At 61.8% G+C, this 17,506-nt stretch carries 16 protein-coding genes and 1 pseudogene; 3 read left to right on the top strand and 14 right to left on the bottom strand.

The genetic code is table 11. The annotated features are described in order from the left end of the window. Positions 1-111: pseudogene (locus AC244_RS35265) on the top strand (IS5/IS1182 family transposase); the annotation flags it as partial. Positions 112-184: 73 nt separating this feature from the next. Here the strand turns inward: AC244_RS35265 and AC244_RS15340 are convergent. The 14 genes from AC244_RS15340 to tolQ all read right to left on the bottom strand — a co-directional run bounded on the left by AC244_RS15340 (position 185) and on the right by tolQ (position 16,665). Beyond that, complete coding sequence (locus tag AC244_RS15340) at positions 185-691, bottom strand: GNAT family N-acetyltransferase (protein ID WP_053249700.1); 507 nt, start codon at positions 689-691, stop codon at positions 185-187. A 172-nt stretch (positions 692-863) separates the two neighbouring features. Then, a complete protein-coding gene (gene serA, locus AC244_RS15335; protein ID WP_053249676.1) occupies positions 864-2,459 on the bottom strand; it encodes a phosphoglycerate dehydrogenase in 1,596 nt (531 codons plus the stop codon). 86 nt (positions 2,460-2,545) lie between these two features. After that, positions 2,546-3,724, bottom strand: coding sequence for a phosphoserine transaminase (locus AC244_RS15330; protein WP_053249675.1), 1,179 nt, complete (start codon positions 3,722-3,724; stop codon positions 2,546-2,548). 164 nt (positions 3,725-3,888) lie between these two features. Further along, positions 3,889-4,725: an outer membrane protein gene (locus AC244_RS15325; protein WP_053249699.1), complete on the bottom strand. Its 837-nt coding sequence runs from the start codon at positions 4,723-4,725 to the stop codon at positions 3,889-3,891. Between the two features lie 188 nt (positions 4,726-4,913). Continuing rightward, a complete protein-coding gene (locus tag AC244_RS15320; RefSeq protein WP_053249674.1) occupies positions 4,914-5,741 on the bottom strand; it encodes an outer membrane protein in 828 nt (275 codons plus the stop codon). 334 nt (positions 5,742-6,075) lie between these two features. Further along, positions 6,076-7,428: a phosphoglucosamine mutase gene (gene glmM, locus AC244_RS15315; RefSeq protein WP_053249673.1), complete on the bottom strand. Its 1,353-nt coding sequence runs from the start codon at positions 7,426-7,428 to the stop codon at positions 6,076-6,078. A 315-nt stretch (positions 7,429-7,743) separates the two neighbouring features. Then, positions 7,744-9,687: an ATP-dependent zinc metalloprotease FtsH gene (gene ftsH, locus AC244_RS15310; protein ID WP_053249672.1), complete on the bottom strand. Its 1,944-nt coding sequence runs from the start codon at positions 9,685-9,687 to the stop codon at positions 7,744-7,746. Between the two features lie 100 nt (positions 9,688-9,787). Next, on the bottom strand, positions 9,788-11,116 hold the full coding sequence (gene tilS, locus AC244_RS15305) for a tRNA lysidine(34) synthetase TilS (RefSeq protein WP_152975964.1): 1,329 nt from the start codon (positions 11,114-11,116) through the stop codon (positions 9,788-9,790). Continuing rightward, positions 11,106-12,137: a tol-pal system protein YbgF gene (gene ybgF, locus AC244_RS15300; protein WP_053249671.1), complete on the bottom strand. Its 1,032-nt coding sequence runs from the start codon at positions 12,135-12,137 to the stop codon at positions 11,106-11,108. The genes tilS and ybgF overlap by 11 nt, the downstream gene beginning before the upstream one ends. Positions 12,138-12,334: 197 nt before the next feature. Then, positions 12,335-12,868, bottom strand: a complete 534-nt coding sequence (gene pal, locus AC244_RS15295) for a peptidoglycan-associated lipoprotein Pal (protein WP_053249670.1) — start codon at positions 12,866-12,868, stop codon at positions 12,335-12,337. Between the two features lie 182 nt (positions 12,869-13,050). Then, complete coding sequence (gene tolB, locus AC244_RS15290) at positions 13,051-14,355, bottom strand: Tol-Pal system beta propeller repeat protein TolB (RefSeq protein WP_053249669.1); 1,305 nt, start codon at positions 14,353-14,355, stop codon at positions 13,051-13,053. Positions 14,356-14,385: 30 nt separating this feature from the next. Then, complete coding sequence (locus AC244_RS15285) at positions 14,386-15,456, bottom strand: cell envelope integrity protein TolA (protein WP_053249668.1); 1,071 nt, start codon at positions 15,454-15,456, stop codon at positions 14,386-14,388. Positions 15,457-15,465: 9 nt separating this feature from the next. Then, a complete protein-coding gene (tolR, locus tag AC244_RS15280; RefSeq protein WP_053249667.1) occupies positions 15,466-15,918 on the bottom strand; it encodes a protein TolR in 453 nt (150 codons plus the stop codon). A 27-nt stretch (positions 15,919-15,945) separates the two neighbouring features. Beyond that, entirely contained in the window at positions 15,946-16,665 is a 720-nt protein-coding gene (gene tolQ / locus AC244_RS15275) for a protein TolQ (protein WP_053249666.1), read from the bottom strand. Between the two features lie 309 nt (positions 16,666-16,974). Here tolQ and AC244_RS15270 point away from each other — a divergent pair, with 309 nt between their 5' ends. Together AC244_RS15270 and AC244_RS37160 are read left to right on the top strand one after the other, a co-directional pair. Next, positions 16,975-17,265, top strand: coding sequence for a hypothetical protein (locus tag AC244_RS15270; RefSeq protein ID WP_053249665.1), 291 nt, complete (start codon positions 16,975-16,977; stop codon positions 17,263-17,265). A 72-nt stretch (positions 17,266-17,337) separates the two neighbouring features. Then, positions 17,338-17,505 carry a hypothetical protein gene (locus AC244_RS37160; RefSeq protein ID WP_161807871.1) on the top strand — a complete coding sequence of 56 codons (168 nt, stop codon included), beginning with the start codon at positions 17,338-17,340 and terminating at the stop codon, positions 17,503-17,505. Position 17,506: the final 1 nt, after the last annotated feature.

Raw genomic sequence — 17,506 nt, 5'->3', positions numbered from 1 at the left:
TGCTTCTCAAAACTCAAGCAGTTCCGCAGAGTAGCCACGCGCTACGAGAAAACGGCACAAAACTACCGAGCCGTCGTCACAATCGCAGCCATCGTCCTCTGGATCAGGTAAGTGTCCACACGACCTAAGGCCCAATAGGTCGACCAAACACAACGGCACCGGCCAAGCCGGCGCCATTGCTGTTTCAGGCGAGCGCGCGTTCCATGTAGACCGCATCCTCGCCGTAACTGGCGAGCTTCTTCGCGAGTTGATCATCCATGCGGACAGAAAACCCTTGCCGCTCCCAGAAGCCGCGCGAGCCGTTGACCGAGACCAGCGACATCGAGCGATAGCCTTCAGAGCGGGCGATATCGGCAAGCAGCGGCACGACATTGCCCCCTGCCCCGGATCCGCGCGTCTCCGGCAACAGCGCCAGATCGTGAATGTACCAGGTGTCGGCGGCTTCAGGGATCTCTCCCAGCATCGAGTTCAGCGAGGGCGGCGCCCGCCTGACCCAGGGATGGCTCAGCACATAGCCCTGGGCAACGCCGCCGACCTCCAGCATGAAACAGCCCTCAGGGCTCAACTCCAGCCGGTCGGCAAGCACGTCGTCGTCCTCGGGGAACGCCTCATGGACCACCAGCTGAATTTCAGAGACCGAAACGAGATCGGGAAGGCTGGCTTCGCGCCAGCGGAATGTCTGTCTTGCCATCGCTGCCATCAACATTTCAAACCGAAAGAACGCACCGGTTTGTCCCGATGCGTTCCTGGTAGTCTTCGAATTTAACCGTTGGCCCGCTTTCGCAAAGCGGACCATTCGCTGGCGCACAGGCATGAAAATCATGGCCGATTTGCGCCAGTTGGACGCGGTGGCGCCCCGATGATCAATCGATGTTGAACACCAGCGGCTTTGCCTGGCGGATTGCGGCATTGGCGCGCAGCTTGTCGAGTACGACCTCGGAAACCGGGCCGTCGACATAGAGCAGCGCGATCGCGTCGCCGGCTTCCTTCTCGCGCCCGAGCTGGAAGTTGGCAATGTTGACGCCCGCATCGCCGAGCGTCATGCCGATGAAGCCGATCATCCCCGGAACGTCGGTGTTGGTGATGTAGACCATATGGCTGCCGACATCCGCGTCAAGGTTGATGCCCTTGATCTGGATGAAGCGCGGCTTGCCGTCCGAGAACACCGTTCCGGCGACCGAGCGGGTCTGGTTGGCGGTCTTGACCGTCAACTTGATGTAGCCGTCGAAGACGCCGGTCTTGTCGCGCTTGACCTCGGAAAGGATGACGCCCTTTTCCTTGATCATGATCGGAGCCGAAACCATGTTGACGTCGGCAACCTGCGGCCGGATGAGGCCGGCGAGCACGGCGCTGGTCAGCGCTTTGGTGTTCATCGACGCGGTCGCGCCGTCGTAAAGGATCTCGATTTCCTTGATCGCGCTTTCGGTCACCTGGCCGACGAAGGCGCCAAGCACGTCGGCAAGCCGAATGAAGGGTTTTAGGATCGGCGCTTCTTCGGCTGTGATCGAGGGCATGTTGATCGCGTTGGAGACGGCACCCTTGACGAGGTAGTCCGACATCTGTTCGGCAACCTGCAGCGCAACGTTCTCCTGCGCTTCCGTGGTCGAAGCACCGAGATGCGGCGTGCAGACGACGTTCGGCAGGCCGAAGAGCGGGCTCTCGGTCGCAGGCTCGACCTCGAACACGTCGAAGCCGGCGCCGGCGACATGGCCGGACTTGATCGCGTCCGCCAGCGCCTTCTCGTCGACGAGACCACCGCGAGCGCAGTTGATGATGCGCACGCCCGGCTTGGTCTTGGCCAGTGCTTCGGCATTGAGGATGCTGCGGGTCCTGTCCGTCAGCGGCACATGCAGGGTGATGAAGTCAGCCGCGACCAGCAGCTCGTCGAGCTCGACCTTGGTGACGCCCATTTCCTCGGCGCGCTCCTTCGACAGGAACGGGTCGTAGGCGAGCACGTGCATCTTGAGGCCGATGGCGCGCGAGCAGACGATCGAGCCGATATTGCCGGCGCCGATGACACCGAGCGTCTTGCCGGTGATTTCGACACCCATGAAGCGGGACTTCTCCCACTTACCGGCCTGCGTCGAGGTGTCGGCGGCCGGAAGCTGGCGAGCAACGGCAAAGAGCAGGGCGATCGCGTGTTCGGCCGTGGTGATCGAATTGCCGAAAGGCGTGTTCATGACGATGATACCGCGGCGCGAGGCGGCCGGGATATCGACATTGTCGACGCCGATGCCGGCGCGGCCGATGACCTTGAGATTGGTCGCAGCCGCGATCAGCTTCTCGGTCGCCTTGGTGGCCGAGCGGATGGCAAGGCCGTCATAATTGCCGATGATTTCGGCAAGCTTGTCCTTGTCCTTGCCGAGCTTCGGCTGGAAGTCGACTTCAACGCCGCGGTCGCGGAAGATCTGGACGGCGGTTTCCGACAGTTCGTCGGATACGAGAACGCGAGGTGCCATGATGGCCTCCTTGAAAAGGTCAGGTCTGAACGGGAATGCGGTACAAGGGCTTCGCTCCCCATCGGGAGCGAAGCAGAACGCTTAGGCTAGGCCGCGGCCTGCGACAGCGTCGCCTTCTGGGTCTCAAATGCCCAGGTCAGCCACGGCATCAGCGCTGCCATGTCGGATGCCTCGATCGTGGCACCGGCCCAGATCCTGAGACCGGACGGTGCATCGCGATAATGGCCGATGTCGAACGCGACACCTTCCTTTTCGAGGAGGGCAACAACGCCCTTGGCAAAGGCTGCCTGTCCGTCCGCATCAAGGGCGGCGACGTCGGCGTCGACGATCTTCAGGCAGACCGAGGTATTGGAGCGGGTCTCGTCCTTGACCGCCAGATTGGCGATCCAGCCGTTGGCTGCAACGAAGTCGAAGATCACCTTGGCATTGGCGTCGGCACGCGCCATCAGGCCCTTGAGCCCGCCGACCTTCTCAGCCCAGACGAGCGCGTCGATATAGTCTTCGACGCAGAGCATCGACGGCGTGTTGATGGTCTCGCCTGTGAAGATGCCTTCGATCAGCTTGCCGCCCGACGTCATGCGGAAGATCTTCGGCAGCGGCCAGGCCGGCACGTACGTCAGCAGGCGTTCGACGGCGCGCGGCGAAAGAATGATGACGCCATGTGCACCCTCGCCGCCGAGAACCTTCTGCCAGGAGAAGGTGACGACATCGAGCTTGGCGAAATCGAGGTTCTGCGCAAAGGCGGCAGACGTCGCATCGCAAATGGTCAGGCCCTTGCGGTCGGTCGGAATGAAGTCGGCGTTCGGAACGCGCACGCCGGAGGTCGTGCCGTTCCAGGTGAAGACGACGTCACGGTCGAAATCGACCTTGGAGAGGTCGGGAAGTTCGCCGTAGCCGGCTTCGAACTTGCGCACATCGGCAAGCTTCAGCTGCTTGACCACGTCGGTCACCCAGCCGGCGCCAAAGCTTTCCCAGGCGACCATGTCGACGCCACGCTGGCCGAGCATCGACCAGAGCGCCATTTCGACGGCGCCGGTATCGGAAGCGGGCACGATGCCGATGCGGTAATCGGCCGGCACTTCAAGAATGTCACGGGTAAGATCGATGGCCTGCTTGAGCTTCGTCTTGCCGACCTTGGCGCGGTGCGAACGACCGAGCGGAGCATCGGACAGAGCGTCGAGCGACCAACCGGGGCGCTTCGAGCAAGGGCCAGAAGAAAAATGGGTGTTGTTCGGACGGATGTCCGGCTTGGCAGGCTTCGTCATGTGCTATCCTTCCAGATAGATAGCCCTTCGTTGGGGAAGGGTGTCCCGCCGTCGGAAATATTGCGGGTCCGGAAGGAAGTCAAGCGACTTGTGTCGCAATCGAGAAAATTTATGGCGTCGCAGGCAAGATCAGCAAAGGCAGAGCCATACCCACCGACCGATTGTTACCAGAACGAGAACCGAAGGCCCGCTCTGATCTCGTGACGGGAAAGCCCGTCGTCGAAGCCCTTTGCGCCGCTTGCACCGGCAAGCGCCTCGGCACCGAAGCCGAACATCTCGCCGTCGCCGATATGCGAATAGCGGTAGCCGACATCGAGCTTCAAGCGATCACTGAGATCGTAGGAGACGCCGGCCATCAGCGCATAGGTGAAGCGCCAGCTGTCGTGGCCCTCAAACGAGGTTGCCGTCGGAGCACCGGCGCAAGCGCCGCCACCGGCAACGCAGCTCTCGCTCGCAAAGGCGGTGTTCCAACGCAAATTGGTCGCGCCGATGCCGGCCCCGACATAGGGCGTGAAGCCTGCCAGCGTTCCGAAATCGACATAGGCGTTCGCCATCAAGCCCAGTGCGGAAAAATCGGCCGTCGTTGAGAAGGCACAGGATGTGCCGGCACCCTGCCCCGCGCAGGGGCTGGCCACAAGCGACGAGCCGTCGAAACGACCCTCGAAGTAATCGGCCGTGAGGTCAGCGCGGAAGGTGTCGGTGATCTGGTAGCCGAGGCCGATCGTGCCCGAAAGCGGTTTGTCGAAGCGTGCACCGTCGAACGGGACATTGCTGTAGCTGCCGGTTCCCGCGTCGAAGGTACGGTAGTAGGGATCGCCCTCGTCGCGCCAGCCGCTGTAACCGATGTCACCGCGCAGATAGAGGCCGCTGCTGCCGGTTGCTTCCTGGGCAATGGTGATTTCGGGAGCATCGATCAGGGTCTCGTCTGCGGCAAGCGCAGAACCTGAGGCAAGCAGGCCAATACCGAACGTGGCTCCGCAGATCCCGTTTCGCCATTCCATGCCCATGCCCTTTCGCTGCAATTGCCGTCACCGAACGGGATCCACCCATCAGTTGCTTCGTTCAGCGTTAACTATTGCAGACGGAGGTTAACTCGCGGTTAACCATGCCCGTTAGGATTTGCGCAAAGCTTTGGGCGAAACGACAAAGGCCGCCCAAGGGCGGCCTTCATGATTCTCAGTAGTATTCCTTACTTGTAGACGATCGGCTCCGGCGGCGGCTCGTAAGGAACCTCGCAGACATTGCCGAAGGAGTAGCGCAGGCCGGCGCGCGCCTCGTGGATGTAGAAGCCCTTGTCGTAGCCCGGACCACCACTCTGGGCGTATCCGAACATGTCGCCGCCATCGACGTCGCGGAAGCGATAGCCGACATCGGCCTTCAGGTTGCAGGTCAGGTCGATCGCGGTACCGGCCATGAGGGCGTAGGTGAAGCGCCAGCTGTCCTTGCCGCCGTGGTTGACCGTCGGGTCGCAGTTGCCGGGGTTGCCGACTTCGCAACTGGTGTTGCGCAGACCGTCCCATTTCACACGCGTGCCACCGATACCGGCACCGACGTAAGGGGTGAAGGCGCCATAGGTGCCGATGTCGACATAGACGTTGGCCATCAGGCTCCAGGCGGAAACCGAGGAAATGTCGGTCGACACGCAGTTGGCGGCAACGCCGCACGACCCGGTGGTCGAACCCTCGAAGTCGCCGCCGCCCCAATAGTCAAGCGTGACATCGGTGCGCAGGTAGTTGTTGATCTGATAACCGACACCGCCGCCGATAACCCAGGAGTCATCGATATCGGCCGAATCGAAATCCTTGATGAAGCCGTTCGACCCCTGAAAGTAATGCGCGCCGCGCAGATCGTTCCAGGCATAACCGACGTCGCCGCGCAAATACCAGCCGCTGGCTTGAACGACCTCGACGGGCTGTTCGACCACCGGTGCTTCGATAGGCGGTTGATAGACATCCGCGGCATAGGCTGCCGTGCCGCTGAGCAACACTGCAACAACGCCACTCAAAATTCTCTTCATGGCCCCACTCCAATACATTCCATTGCTTGGTTCACCACGAAAATGGCGTCCAAATCCCGACGTTGGTTATGGATAATGAGGGAGAAAGGTTAAGCTCCGATTAACTACAAAAGTTTACCGTGTGCATTAACGAACGTTAATACTCCAAGCTGTTGCATGTTGTTCTTTGACGAACAAAGAAAAGGCCGGTGATTTGCACCGGCCCTGGAGGAAACTGCTGGATGTGTGCTTCAAAGCCTGTTGCGCAAAGTTGCGCAGCGGTTTTGTGATAACAACATGCGCAAAAACAAGAGCTTAAAGCGCAGCAAGCGAATCCTAGAGATCGCGACGCGCTTTAGGCAGCGTTGCGCGCGCTGCCGATGACGTTGATCAGCCCGTCGACGATCCGCTCGACCTGGCTGCGGTCATCTCCCTCGGCCATCACCCGGATCAACGGTTCCGTGCCTGACGGACGGATCAGCAGGCGGCCGGACTTGGCAAGCTCGGCTTCAGCATCGGCGATCGCCTGGCGTACGGCTGCGTCCTCGAGCGGCTTGCCGGCCGAAACCCGCACGTTCTTCAACACCTGCGGCACCGGCTCGAAACGATGGCAAATCTCGCTCACCGGCTTGCCCAGGCGCTTGACCACCGCAAGGATCTGCAGGGCGGCCACGAGACCATCACCGGTCGTGCCGAAGTCCGACAGAACGATGTGGCCGGACTGCTCACCACCGACATTCAGGCCATCCTGGCGCATCTGTTCGACAACGTAGCGGTCGCCGACCTTGGTGCGGCGCAGCTCGATGCCACGGCCCTTGAGGTAACGCTCCAGACCCAGGTTGGACATGACCGTTGCCGCGATCGCACCGCCACGCAGCGTGCCATCCTCGGCCCAGCTGTCGGCGATAACAGCCATCAGCTGGTCACCGTCGATGACGGTACCGTTTTCGTCGACGATCAGAACCCGGTCGGCGTCTCCGTCGAGCGCAATGCCGATATCGGCGCGCACCTCGTGCACTTTCCTGGAAAGCGCTGCCGGATGGGTCGAGCCGCAATCGAGGTTGATGTTGACGCCATTCGGCTCGGTCCCGATCGTCACCACTTCGGCGCCGAGCTCCCAAAGCGCCTGGGGTGCAACCTTGTAGGCGGCGCCATTGGCACAATCGATGGCGATCCGCAGACCCTGAAGGGTGACATCGCGCGGCAGAGTGCGCTTGGCATGTTCGAGATAACGGTAGATGTCGCCGTCGACGCGTTTTGCGCGGCCGATGTCTTCGGCCTTGGCGAGTTGCCCCGACAGATCCTGATCGAGCAACGCTTCGATCTTGGCTTCGATATCGTCGGAGAGCTTGTAGCCGTCAGGGCCGAACAGCTTGATGCCATTGTCCTGGAACGGATTGTGCGATGCCGAGATCATCACGCCGATATCCGCGCGCAGCGAGCGCGTCAGCATGGCAACGCCGGGCGTCGGGATCGGTCCGAGCAGGAACACGTCGAGACCTGCCGCCGTGAAACCGGCGACCATGGCGTTTTCGAGCATATAGCCGGAAAGACGCGTGTCCTTGCCGATCACCACGCGGTGGCGGTGGGCGCCATTGCGGAAGATGGTACCCACGGCGATGCCGACCCGCATGGCGAGATCCGGCGTCATCGGAAAAATGTTGGATTGGCCGCGGATACCATCCGTGCCGAAATACTTGCGCTTCATAAGAACTCCATCGTTCTGCTGGGTCAATGCCGGCTTTGCCTGCTTCGCCTGTCTGCGCGCTCCGCGACTGGGTTTCATCGACCAGACCTCATATCATTCCGGCTGCCGCCGTTGCTCCCCGCGACTTTGACAGCAAAGCAAAGGCCGAGAGCATTTCGATTCTTCTTTGACACAAAACCAATGCAAACGGCAGCGACGATAGCATCAGAAATCATTACATCGCGTTACCAAGTGCAATCCTGCGCCGTGGCAACAGAAAGCCGCCGCACCTTGTGGCGCGGCGGCTTTTGTAATCAGAGACTGAAACCAAAGCCGTTATTGCGGCTGCGGCTCGAACCCACCTTCGGATTCTTCGCCCTTGCTGCCCGACGAGCCCTCTTTCTTCACGCCGGCCGAAGGCACGGCGGAGCCGCGATGCGGCGGGGTGTCGTCGCCAAGGTCGCGCGCCGGCTTCTCGCCGCGGATAAGCGCCTTGATCTCGTCGCCGGTCAGCGTTTCGTATTCGAGCAACCCTTCCGCCAGCGCCACGAACTCGTGGTTCTGCTCGGTCAGGATCGTGCGCGCGGTTTCATAGGCCTCATCGATCAGACGACGGATTTCGTTGTCGATCTTCTGGGCGGTCGCTTCCGAAACGTTCTTCTGCTGCGCCACCGAATGGCCAAGGAAGATTTCCTGCTGGTTCTCGCCATAGGAAACCTGACCGAGCTGGTCGGAGAAGCCCCATTGCGTCACCATCGCGCGAGCGAGCTTGGTCGCCTGCTCGATGTCGGACGATGCGCCGGAGGTGATGTTCTCCTTGCCGAAGGTCAGTTCTTCGGCGACGCGTCCACCCATCATGATGGCAAGCCGCGAGACCATCCACTTGTAGCTCATCGAATAGCGGTCGCCTTCCGGCAGCTGCATCACCATGCCCAGTGCCCGTCCGCGCGGAATGATCGTCGCCTTGTGCAGCGGATCGGCCGAAGGAACGTTCAGCGCCAAGATGGCGTGACCGGCTTCGTGATAGGCGGTCAGCTTCTTCTCGGCTTCGGTCATGGCGGAGGAGCGGCGCTCCGCACCCATCATGATCTTGTCCTTGGCGTCTTCAAACTCGAGCATCGTGACGACACGCTTGTTGCGGCGCGCAGCCATCAGGGCCGCCTCGTTGACGAGGTTCATCAGGTCGGCACCGGAGAAGCCGGGCGTGCCACGGGCCAGAACCTTGAGGTCGACATTCGGCGCCAGCGGCACGTTGCGAACGTGCACCTTGAGGATGCGCTCGCGGCCGTTGATATCGGGGTTCGGCACGACGACCTGGCGGTCGAAACGGCCCGGACGCAGAAGTGCGGGGTCGAGAACATCAGGACGGTTGGTCGCCGCGATCAGGATGATGCCTTCGTTGGCTTCAAAGCCATCCATCTCGACCAGCAACTGGTTGAGCGTCTGCTCGCGTTCATCGTTGCCGCCGCCGAGACCGGCACCACGATGGCGACCGACCGCGTCGATTTCGTCGATGAAGATGATGCAGGGCGCATTCTTCTTGGCCTGCTCGAACATGTCACGCACGCGGCTTGCACCGACGCCGACGAACATTTCAACGAAGTCCGAACCGGAAATGGTGAAGAACGGAACGTTGGCTTCGCCGGCAACCGAGCGGGCAAGCAGCGTCTTACCGGTACCGGGAGGACCGACGAGCAGCACACCGCGCGGAATACGTCCGCCCAGACGCTGGAACTTCTGCGGGTCGCGCAGGAATTCGACGATTTCTTCCAGATCCTGCTTGGCTTCGTCGACACCGGCGACGTCGTCAAAAGTCACGCGGCCATGCGCTTCCGTCAGGAGCTTGGCCTTGGATTTGCCGAAGCCCATGGCTCCACGCGAACCACCCTGCATCTGGCGCATGAAAAACAGCCAAACGCCGAGGATCAAAAGCATCGGCAGCAGCGTGCCGATATAGCTCAGGAACCCGGAGGAGCCGTCGGTTTCCGGACGAACGGTCACCGTCACGTCCTTGGCTTCCAGGCGCTCGGTGAGCGCCGTGTCGACCGAAGGCGCATAGGTCTGGAATGTCGCGCCGCTTTCAGAATAGCTGCCGATAACCTTGGAACCGGTGATCACGACTTCCTTGACGCGGCTCGCATCAACGTCCTTGAGGAACTGCGAGAACGGAATCTCGCGCGAGCCGGTGCGCTCGGTCGGCTGCTGAAACATGCTAAACAGCGCGATCAGCAAAAGCGCTATGATTGCCCAGAGGGCAAAATTACGAAAATTAGGGTTCATCGAACTCCCCGGAACCTGTCACGACCCGCACATTTCGCCGGGCCGCTTTCTTGCCCCTAACATAGGGTTCTGGCGGCGCCTTGCCAAGGCAAACCGCCAACTACCGTTCCATTTCTGTCAACAGCGACCGAACATAGGGCTGACGCCCGAACAATCCGGCAATCATGTCTGCCATGATCAGGTCAAAACCCGGCAAAAAGGTGTCGTAGGGGCCAATGCGAGGCTCAACGTGGGCTTCCGCGATGCAATTGTCGTCAGTGGATACAACATGAGGCGCGGAAAACGACGCCCGCTTGGCAACGCCCGGTGGCAGTCCTGCGGCAATAAGTCTCTCCTGTTGCAGGCCGCTATCGCCAACGGCGCTTATCTGCACCATGCCACTTCCGACATTTCCAACCGTAAAGCGGCCATCCCAGATGCCGGCTTCGCCGGGCCTCAGCACCAGAAGCGGCAGATCGCGTGCCTCGCGATAGAGGTAAAGGCCGGTCGCGCGCCTGTCGAACACCACCCGCCCAGCGGTCAGCCGCCCCGGTTCGCCGCGTTCAAGGAACGCCACCAGTCGTGTGACCGTGTCCGCGGCCAAGGGATGCGTCCGACCGCCGACGACAGTCGCCATCGCCAGAAGCGCGCGCCGGCAGTCGGCGTCGACACATCCGGCGACAGCAGCATCGGCAACGCTTACGACCAATTTTTCGTGAACGCGAGCGTGAAGCTCGAGCCAGGCGGCCGCCCTCACCGACGAGCGGGCCCGGGAAGCCGCGTCCCATGTGGCAACCGCTTCATCATCTGCGTCAGCGAGGCGCTCGCGGGTTCGCACCCGCTCGAAACGCATATTGACGTTGCTCGGATCGTCGAACCAGCCGACGCCCTCGGCGGTAAGAAATGCCCGGATGTCGGCGCGACGCTGGCCGAGGAACGGGCGCAACACCCAGAAGCGTCTGTCGTAGAGCGTTTCGTCGGCCATGCCTGCGCCGCCGGGTCCCTGCCCGCGCTCGGACCGCATCAGGATCGTCTCGCGCTGGTCGTCGAGCGTATGTCCGGTGACGATGCAATTGGCGCCAAGATCATCGGCAGCGCTCGCCAGCAGCTGATAGCGCTTTTCGCGCGCGGCGGCCTGAATTCCGGCTGAGGGTTTTGGGCCATGCCAGCGTTTGGTGACATGCGCGATGCCAAGGCTGGCGCAGAAGCCGGCCACGGCCTCCGCTTCATCGGCCGAGGCGGGTCTCAGGGCATGGTCGACTGTGCAGGCAACAAGGGAAAGGTCGGCGTCACCGGTTGCCTCAATCGCCCGGTGTAGGGCGAGAAGCAATCCTTTGGAATCGCTGCCGCCGGAGACGGCTACGAGCAGTCGGGCCGGCCGATGGAAGGATGAAAGAAATCGTTTCGCCGTCTCGAGAACGGCCAGGTTGACTTGCGTCTCAGCAGCCAAAGCGGCTTTGCTCGCTCGTCACCTTTGCGCGCACGGCCGGTGAGGCCTTCGGGTAGCGCTTGTTCACCTCGCGCAAGGTGGCGCAGGCAGTTTCCTTGTTGTCGAGTGCGCCGAGCGACATGCCGAGTTTCAAAAGCATCTCCGGAGCCTTCGGCGACTTGGCGTGCGCCTGGTGCGCATTCAGGAACGTCTTGGCGGCTTCGCTGTATTTGCCCTGCGAATACTGCGCCTCGCCCATCCAGAAGCTGGCATCGGCTGCCTTTTCGCCCTGCGGGAACACGTCGAGATAGTCGCGGAATTCCTGCTCGGCGGTGCTGTAGTCGCCGGAAAGCACGTGGCCATAGGCCGACTGATAGAGGTCGCCGGGGTTGTCGAGCGCTGCTGTCTGCTGCTGGCTGTCCGGATTGGCGTTGAGCCCGCCATCGTTGCCCGGAAGTGCCACGCCGGTATCGACACCGGGAGGCGTTGCATTGGCGCCCGGCTGGGCGTCGGTCGTGGTCGAAATCGGATTGCCGCTCTCGTCAAAGACAATCTGTCCGAGCGTCGTCGGAGGTGCGGCACCGGTTGCGCCCTGATTGGCGCCCGATGCGGCCATGCCGGTGCCGGGATCGACAGGCGCGATCGTCTGGCTATCCGTCACCTCCGGGGTGACGGACGCCTGATCGCTGGACTTCGGCGTCTGCAGTGCGCCGCTCTTCTTAGGGGAGGCCTTGCCGCTTTCCAGATCCTGGAAGCGGAACTCGTTGTCCTCCTGGAACTTCCGGATCTGCTCCTGCATCTGCAGAAGCTGGAAGCTCATTTCTTCGATACGCCCGTTGAGCGAGCGGATCTGTTCTTCAAGTTGGCCGACCCGTGTGGTCTCGGACGCTTGAACCTTCACGACGGGAAGACTGTGCGTGCCTGCCGTGTCGGCGTGTGTCGTTCGGGCCGAAAGCCCGGAAAGCGGCATGGCAGTTGCTGTCTGGCCAAGGCCCGAAAGGGCCGCGAGACCAAGCAGTCCAGCCACGACAAATTTCTTCATTTCATTTGTCCTGTTCGAATACCGGTTTTCCCACCCTGGAATCGGGGCCCGCAATACATCTCGCCGATTCATCTGGATGATTGCCGCACAGTTTTCCAATTACCCTGAAAAAGCAACGGAGTTCGGCCAAAGTGTGGTAAAAAAGCAAAGGGCGGCCCAAGGCCGCCCTTATAATTTAGCGATGCGTGATCGGAAGATCACATGCCGGCGCCACCGAGAACGGTCACGGCGCGGCGGTTCTGCGACCAGCACGAGATGTCGTCGCAAACGGCAACCGGCTTTTCCTTGCCGTAGGAAATCGTCTTCAGGCGGTTGGCCGGAACGCCGCGCGAGATCAGATAGTCCTTGGTGGAAGCAGCGCGGCGAGCGCCGAGTGCCAGGTTGTATTCGCGGGTGCCGCGTTCGTCGGCATGACCTTCGACGGTGACGGCATAGTTCGGATACTTGGCGAGCCACTGAGCCTGACGGTCGAGCGTCTGCTGAGCGTCGGCGCGGATCGAGGTCGAGTCCGTATCGAAGAAGATGCGGTCGCCGACATTGACGGTGAAGTCCTGCTGCGAGCCCGGCGTTGCGGAACCGGCGCCGCCGAGACCAAGCTCGTTGGCGTTGTTCGGAAGGTTCTTCTTCGAGGCGCAGCCAGCGATGGCAAGGGTCATGACAAGTGCGATCATGACCGGGTTGCGAGCGATGGTCTGCATGCGGCCTACGGCCGGGGTGTCAATTCGGCTCATGCGCCGGTCTCCTTGAGAAGTGTCTGAATTCACGGTTGCCAGACTGTAACCGGAAGCGGTTAATCGCTATTCAACAGTTATGGTTAACAAATCGATAATTTAAGCTCGGCGCCTGCTAGACCAGCACTTTGCGGCGAGAAAGCGGCATCGTCGCCACAATCCCCGCCGCAAGTGAGAGCCTGCTATTCGAGCCGCGGCGACCATGCCGGGTCGGAGGCAAAGCCCTGTGTGGGGACGGCCTGCTCGTTGTAACCGGTCAGGTCGATCGAGTAGAGCTGCGGTCCGCCGGCACCGGCATTCTGACGGAAGAACATCAGCACACGACCGTTCGGCGCCCAGGTCGGGCCTTCATTGTGGAAGCCCGTGGTGAGGATACGCTCACCCGAACCGTCGGTCTTCATCACGCCGATCGAGAACTTGCCGCCCGATTGCTTGGTGAAGGCGATGAGGTCGCCACGCGGAGACCAGACCGGCGTCGAGTAGGAGCCGTCGCCGAAGGAGATGCGGCGCTGGCCGGAGCCATCTGCACCCATGACGTAGATTTGCTGGCGGCCGCCGCGATCGCTTTCAAAGGCGATCTGGCTGCCGTCAGGCGAATAGGACGGCGCGGTATCGATCGCCGCCGTGCTCGTCAGGCGGGTCGTCGTACGCGAGCGCAGGTCCATCGTATAGATGTTGGCATTGCCCTCCTGCTGCAGGCTCATGATGACGCGCTGACCATCCGGCGAGAAGCGCGGCGAGAAGGTCATGCCCGGGAAATTGCCGACCACTTCGCGCTGTCCGGTTTCCAACTGCAGCAGGTAGACGCGCGGCTGGTTGTTTTCGAACGACATGTAGGTGACTTCCTGACGGTTTGGCGAGAACCGCGGCGTCAGGACGAGATCGTTCGAGTTCGTCAGCGCGCGGGCATTTGCCCCGTCCTGGTCCATCATCGCAAGCTGGCGCTTGCGGGCGGTCTTCGGGCCGCTTTCGGCGACGTAGACGACACGTGTATCGAAGTAGCCCTTTTCGCCCGTGATGCGCTCATAGATCGCATCGGCGATGATATGGGCGACGCGACGCCAGTTCTCCGGCTGGGTGAAGAACTGCTGGCCGGTCATCTGCTGGCCCGCAAACGTGTCCCAGAGCCGGAATTCGGCCTTCAGTCGACCGTCGGCCTCCTGCGTCACGCGACCGGTGACGAGCGCCTGGGCATTGATGACCTTCCAGTCCTCGAACCGCGGAGCTGCGTCGGGGTTGCTGATCTTTTCGATGAAGGCGCCGCGATCGATCGGCGCAAACAGGCCGGAGCGCTTGAGGTCGGCTGCGACCACGTCGGAGATCTTCTTGCCGAGTTCACCCTGCAGGAAGTCGGTGATCGCGATCGGCAACGGCTCGACATTGCCCTTGTTGATGTTGAGCTCGACCAATGCGTTTGCAGGTGAGGCAATCAGCCCACAGCCAGCAAGGATCACGACCATTAGGCGGAAAAAAGTGCGTCTCAGCATTCTATAAAGCCTTTCAGCCTCTCACTATCTTCAGAGCATCGAGCTCGGGTCGAAGTTGACCACGACCTCGCTCCACGAATCGTATTTGTCAGCCGGTAGCCCAGTGAAGGGCGCCGTCTTCAGCACGGCGCGTTTGGCACCGCTGGCGAGCGCGCGCCGGGCAGCCTCCGAGCCGCCAGTCGCCTCGACCTCCGGATCGCCAGCCAGGCTGCCATCAGGGTTAAGGCGGAAACTGACCTTGATGCGGACATCGGCAGCATCAGCCATGCCGGGAATGATCGACCAGTTGCCTTGGATCATCCCGCGCAACGCATCCATTTCGCTCTGCGAGAGCGTGTTGCCGCCGGTCGTCTTCTTGCCGCCCAGAGCTGCTTGCTCCGTGGAGCGCTTGGCGCCGCCGCCGGACGATTCCTGCTTGTTGAGCAAGGCCGCGATCTCGTCGGCATTGAAGTCGCTCTCCTTGGCGGAGGACGCCTTCTTCTGCTCCTTCGGGGTGTCTTCCTTCTTGCGGTCGGGCGTCTTTGCCGTCTGAGCCGGCTTTTCGACCTTCGGCTTCGCCGCCGGGGTCGGCACCTTCTCGGGCAGCGCCTCGGCTTCCGGATTTTCGGCCGGCTTCTCTTCGGCAGGCGCAGGCTCGGGCTTGGTTTCCGGCTTCACCTCCTGCTTGGGCTCCGGCAGTGCGGCAACTTCCGTTGCCGGCTCGGACGCAGGCTTGGTCTCCTCGACCTTCTTGATCTCTTCCTTGACCGGATCCGGCGTCGGCTGCGACTTCTCGGTCTTTTCCGGGGCGGCCGCAGATTCGTTCTTCGTCGGCTTGACGTTCGGCGTCGGCGGCGTCTTCAGGTCGATGTCGTTGTCGCCGATGTTTTCGGCATTCTCGACCGGGGTCGGCTTCTTGGTCGGAACCGGAGACGCCTTCTCCTTGGCCGGCGCCTTCTTGTCGCCCTGCTGGATCTGCGTCATCTCCGTGATCGGCACGATATCGACCGGCAGGGCTTCGACGTCGGCGACCTCGAAGTCAGCCGGGCTGCCGAGCGAAACCAGCGCCCAGGTCAGAACCAGAGCGTGCAGCAGACCAGATGTGGCGAGACTGCCCTTCATGGCCAAGGATCACTTTTCCTGTTCTTGCAGCGTCACGAGGCCGAGGTTCTTGAACCCGGCAGCCGAGATGCGCGCCATGACCTTCATCACCGTGCCGTAGTCGGCATTGGTATCGCCACGCACATAGATGCGTTCGTTGTAACCGGTGGTGGCAATCGCCTCGAGCTTCGGCACGACCTCTTCGATCGCGATCGGCGTTTCCTGCAGGTAGATTTCACCAGCCGGGTTGACCGAAACGGTGATCGGCTGCGTATCGGAATTAAGCGCCTTGGCCTGCGTTTCCGGCAGGTCGATCGGCACGCCGACCGTCATCATCGGCGCGGCGACCATGAAGATGATGAGCAGCACCAGCATCACGTCCACGAAGGGCGTGACGTTGATTTCGCTCATGATCGCTTTCTTGCCGCCCCGGCGACGACGACCGCCGCCCGAACCTTTGGCTCCGCCAACCGACATACCCATCAGCGTGGTCTCCGTGCTCTCTGGCGATTATTGCGCGGCCTGGCGCGGGTTCTGCAGCTTCTCGTCGATCTGCCGCGACAGGATCGCGGAAAACTCGTCGGCGAAGGCTTCCATGCGCGCCGACAGCTTGCCGGCGTCGGCAGAAAACTTGTTGTAGGCGATAACGGCGGGAATAGCGGCAAGCAGACCGATGGCCGTTGCCAAGAGCGCCTCGGCGATACCCGGCGCCACGACGGCAAGGTTGGTCGACTTCGAACCGGCGATTGCCTGGAACGAGGTCATGATACCGACGACGGTACCAAAAAGACCGATGAAGGGGGCAGCCGAACCGATGGTCGCGAGCGAGCCGAGGCGCGCTTCCAGCGATTCCGATTCACGGGCGAGCGTCACGTCCATGGCCCGGTCGATACGCATCTGCAGACCGATCGGCGAACGCGCGCCGCGCTCGAAGCTCTTCTTCCACTCGCGCATTGCAGAGACGAAGATCGCACCCATGCCCGAGGTCTGGCGATCGGAGAGCGTGCGGTACAGCTCTTCCAGCGACTGGCCCGACCAGAACACCTGCTCGAAGCCGTCGAGCTGGCGACGGACACGACCGTAGTTCAGCGTCTTGTCGACGACGATCGCCCATGTCCAGACCGACGCTGCAATCAGCCCCAGCATGACCAGCTTCACGACAAAGCCCGCTTGCATGAACAGCGACCAGAGGGTCACATCGCTCGCCGCGGCCAATCCAACCTGTTCCATCGTTTTCAGTCCCCGAATCCAAACACCCGGCAAGAGCGGCTCATGCTCGTGACCGGGTAGCCCAAACGTCCTGTTGCAAGAATGCCCCCGGCGCCGCCGCTGGTCGCACCATCGCGACCTTTATTAGCCTATGGTTGCCTTCTTGCCGTCAATTTTGGTCAAAGGATGACGTGCACTGCACAAATCCTGATGGGCTGATTAAGACACCATTATGGTTAAGGGAGTGTTACCAAGACTGTGTCTTTCCGGCCGCACTTCGGGTCGCAGCCGCATCTCGGAACTTCCCCCGGCGGCGGGCGTTTTCCCGCCATGACGACGCAAACGACACGACAGCGCGACCGGAGGTCCGCCCCGCAGCAGTTCGATCAGCGCGATCGCCTGATCCTGGCGCTCTACGCGCAGTTGAAAGCCGAGCGTGAAACCCGCGCCGCCCTCGAGGAGGCGCTCGCCAACGGCGTGCTGTCGAGCGAGGTGCTGCAGGCCATCATTTCCGACCCGATCCCCGCCATCACCAGCGAAGACATAGCAGGCATCGAACAGGCCCTCGCCCAGGACGCAGCCAGCGCTTCGAACGCCAAACCGCTGAACGGAGAACGCTGATGCCGTCCCGCGCGCGCTGCAGCCTTCAAGGACAACTACACTGCCGCGCTGAAGGATCTCGTCAAGCGCAAGATGAAGGGCAAGACCACGCATGTGTCGGTGGACGAGGAGGAACGACCGCCGCGCGGCGGCGACAATGTCGTCGACCTGATGTCGGCCCTGAAGAAGAGCCTGGAAAGCAGCGGCAAGAGACCGCACGCAAAACCAGCGTCGCCTGCGCGCCGGCGCAAATCCGCTTGAG

Source organism: Ensifer adhaerens (assembly GCF_001270265.1).
Lineage (GTDB): Bacteria > Pseudomonadota > Alphaproteobacteria > Rhizobiales > Rhizobiaceae > Ensifer > Ensifer adhaerens_B.
Note: the sequence above shows the minus strand (reverse complement) of the source record. Positions and strands in the feature narration are given on the sequence as shown.

Coding starts and splice junctions, on each gene's coding strand:
- AC244_RS15340 (WP_053249700.1), bottom strand. CDS start 691: ATGGCAAGACAGACATTCCGCTGGCGCGAAGCCAGCCTTCCCGATCTC.
- serA (WP_053249676.1), bottom strand. CDS start 2,459: ATGGCACCTCGCGTTCTCGTATCCGACGAACTGTCGGAAACCGCCGTC.
- AC244_RS15330 (WP_053249675.1), bottom strand. CDS start 3,724: ATGACGAAGCCTGCCAAGCCGGACATCCGTCCGAACAACACCCATTTT.
- AC244_RS15325 (WP_053249699.1), bottom strand. CDS start 4,725: ATGGAATGGCGAAACGGGATCTGCGGAGCCACGTTCGGTATTGGCCTG.
- AC244_RS15320 (WP_053249674.1), bottom strand. CDS start 5,741: ATGAAGAGAATTTTGAGTGGCGTTGTTGCAGTGTTGCTCAGCGGCACG.
- glmM (WP_053249673.1), bottom strand. CDS start 7,428: ATGAAGCGCAAGTATTTCGGCACGGATGGTATCCGCGGCCAATCCAAC.
- ftsH (WP_053249672.1), bottom strand. CDS start 9,687: ATGAACCCTAATTTTCGTAATTTTGCCCTCTGGGCAATCATAGCGCTT.
- ybgF (WP_053249671.1), bottom strand. CDS start 12,137: ATGAAGAAATTTGTCGTGGCTGGACTGCTTGGTCTCGCGGCCCTTTCG.
- pal (WP_053249670.1), bottom strand. CDS start 12,868: ATGAGCCGAATTGACACCCCGGCCGTAGGCCGCATGCAGACCATCGCT.
- tolB (WP_053249669.1), bottom strand. CDS start 14,355: ATGCTGAGACGCACTTTTTTCCGCCTAATGGTCGTGATCCTTGCTGGC.
- AC244_RS15285 (WP_053249668.1), bottom strand. CDS start 15,456: ATGAAGGGCAGTCTCGCCACATCTGGTCTGCTGCACGCTCTGGTTCTG.
- tolR (WP_053249667.1), bottom strand. CDS start 15,918: ATGGGTATGTCGGTTGGCGGAGCCAAAGGTTCGGGCGGCGGTCGTCGT.
- tolQ (WP_053249666.1), bottom strand. CDS start 16,665: ATGGAACAGGTTGGATTGGCCGCGGCGAGCGATGTGACCCTCTGGTCG.
- AC244_RS15270 (WP_053249665.1), top strand. CDS start 16,975: ATGACGACGCAAACGACACGACAGCGCGACCGGAGGTCCGCCCCGCAG.
- AC244_RS37160 (WP_161807871.1), top strand. CDS start 17,338: ATGAAGGGCAAGACCACGCATGTGTCGGTGGACGAGGAGGAACGACCG.